At 48.4% G+C, this 1722-nt stretch carries 9 tRNA genes and 2 rRNA genes; all 11 read right to left on the bottom strand.

Features of this window, described 5'->3' with window-relative positions:
• A 16S ribosomal RNA gene (locus tag GZA11_RS16345) occupies positions 1 to 217 on the bottom strand; the annotation flags it as partial.
• A 166-nt stretch (positions 218 to 383) separates the two neighbouring features.
• Positions 384 to 459 (bottom strand) — tRNA-Ala (locus GZA11_RS16340).
• Between the two features lie 18 nt (positions 460 to 477).
• Positions 478 to 554 (bottom strand) — tRNA-Pro (locus tag GZA11_RS16335).
• A 17-nt stretch (positions 555 to 571) separates the two neighbouring features.
• Positions 572 to 648, bottom strand: a tRNA-Arg gene (locus tag GZA11_RS16330).
• Between the two features lie 13 nt (positions 649 to 661).
• A tRNA-Leu gene (locus tag GZA11_RS16325) sits at positions 662 to 750 on the bottom strand.
• Positions 751 to 755: 5 nt separating this feature from the next.
• Positions 756 to 830, bottom strand: a tRNA-Gly gene (locus tag GZA11_RS16320).
• An 8-nt stretch (positions 831 to 838) separates the two neighbouring features.
• Positions 839 to 923: transfer RNA gene (locus GZA11_RS16315), tRNA-Leu, on the bottom strand.
• 9 nt (positions 924 to 932) lie between these two features.
• A tRNA-Lys gene (locus GZA11_RS16310) sits at positions 933 to 1008 on the bottom strand.
• Positions 1009 to 1248: 240 nt separating this feature from the next.
• A tRNA-Thr gene (locus GZA11_RS16305) sits at positions 1249 to 1324 on the bottom strand.
• 161 nt (positions 1325 to 1485) lie between these two features.
• Positions 1486 to 1561, bottom strand: a tRNA-Val gene (locus GZA11_RS16300).
• A 7-nt stretch (positions 1562 to 1568) separates the two neighbouring features.
• Positions 1569 to 1685: ribosomal RNA gene (gene rrf, locus GZA11_RS16295) — 5S ribosomal RNA — on the bottom strand.
• Between the last annotated feature and the right edge of the window lie 37 nt (positions 1686 to 1722).

Below are 1722 nucleotides of genomic sequence, written 5' to 3'. Positions count from 1 at the left end.
GAACCGACTTTCAGCACCCCCTCATGCGAGGGGATGAATTATCCGGTATTAGCTCCGGTTTCCCGAAGTTATCCCAGTCTTACAGGCAGGTTGCCCACGTGTTACTCACCCGTCCGCCGCTAACCAACAGAAGCAAGCTTCTATTGGTCCGCTCGACTTGCATGTATTAGGCACGCCGCCAGCGTTCGTCCTGAGCCAGGATCAAACTCTCCAAAAAAAGTTGATTTAGCTCATAAAATTAACGTTGGTTTCGTTTCGAAAGAAACGAATATTGTAATTTGTTGACGTTTTTGTTTGTTTAGTTTTCAAAGAACAATTTACTCTGTCGCTCAAGCGCGACTTTTTTATAATAACAAAGTTAAACATCTTTGTCAATATTTTTTTGGTGGAGCCTAGCGGGATCGAACCGCTGACCTCCTGCGTGCAAAGCAGGCGCTCTCCCAGCTGAGCTAAGGCCCCATAAAATTTTATTTTCCATGGTCGGGAAGACAGGATTCGAACCTGCGACCCCTTGGTCCCAAACCAAGTGCTCTACCAAGCTGAGCTACTTCCCGAAACTTTTAATTTTAAGTGGCGCGCCCGACAGGAGTCGAACCCATAACCTTCTGATCCGTAGTCAGACGCTCTATCCAATTGAGCTACGGGCGCATATTTAAAATAATGGTGCCGAGGACCGGAATCGAACCGGTACGGTAGTCACCTACCGCAGGATTTTAAGTCCTGTGCGTCTGCCAGTTCCGCCACCCCGGCAATATTGGAGCGGAAGACGGGATTCGAACCCGCGACCCCCACCTTGGCAAGGTGGTGTTCTACCACTGAACTACTTCCGCAATATAAATGGTGCGGGTGAAGGGAGTCGAACCCCCACGCCTTGCGGCGCCAGATCCTAAGTCTGGTGCGTCTGCCAATTCCGCCACACCCGCATATTTAAATGGTGAGCCATGAAGGACTCGAACCTTCGACCCTCTGATTAAAAGTCAGATGCTCTACCAACTGAGCTAATGGCTCATATTTATACAGTTCCCTAATCTTTGAAAACCGTTTGTCAGATGTCCCCGCCTCAGTAAGCTGAATCAAGAAGCAGCTCGGCGTGTACAACTCGAAGTCACTCATAGAAGTTTCCGTCATCCCGACCTCAGTAAGCTATTTCAAGCTGCAACTCGGTCGGTATGCTGAAGCTTATTCAAGATGTTCATTCGATCGTGCTCTACCAACTGAGCTAATGGCTCAAAATATATTTTTATTAAATGGTGCCGGCTAGAGGACTTGAACCCCCAACCTACTGATTACAAGTCAGTTGCTCTACCAATTGAGCTAAGCCGGCGTTTTTATTCATTTAAAAAAATAATTACAACACGCACTTTGTTTACGTCATCCCGACCTCAGTAAGCTATTTCAAGCTGCAGCTCGGTCGGTATGCTGAAGCTTATTCAAGATGTTCATTCGACCGTGCTCTACCAATTGAGCTAAGCCGGCATACTTACATGGTGGAGGATGACGGGATCGAACCGCCGACCCTCTGCTTGTAAGGCAGATGCTCTCCCAGCTGAGCTAATCCTCCATCTAAAGCCCGGCAGCGTCCTACTCTCACAGGGGCTTTCGCCCCAACTACCATCGGCGCTGAGAAGCTTAACTTCCGTGTTCGGTATGGGAACGGGTGTGACCTTCTCGCCATTGCCACCGGACCTATTCAATTGAGGTTCATTCCCTCAAAACTAGATA

The sequence above is a fragment of the Neobacillus sedimentimangrovi genome, assembly GCF_010614825.1.
GTDB lineage: Bacteria > Bacillota > Bacilli > Bacillales > Cytobacillaceae > Neobacillus > Neobacillus thermocopriae.
The sequence above is the reverse complement of the archived record's forward strand: the minus strand, read 5'-3'. Positions and strand labels throughout refer to the sequence as shown.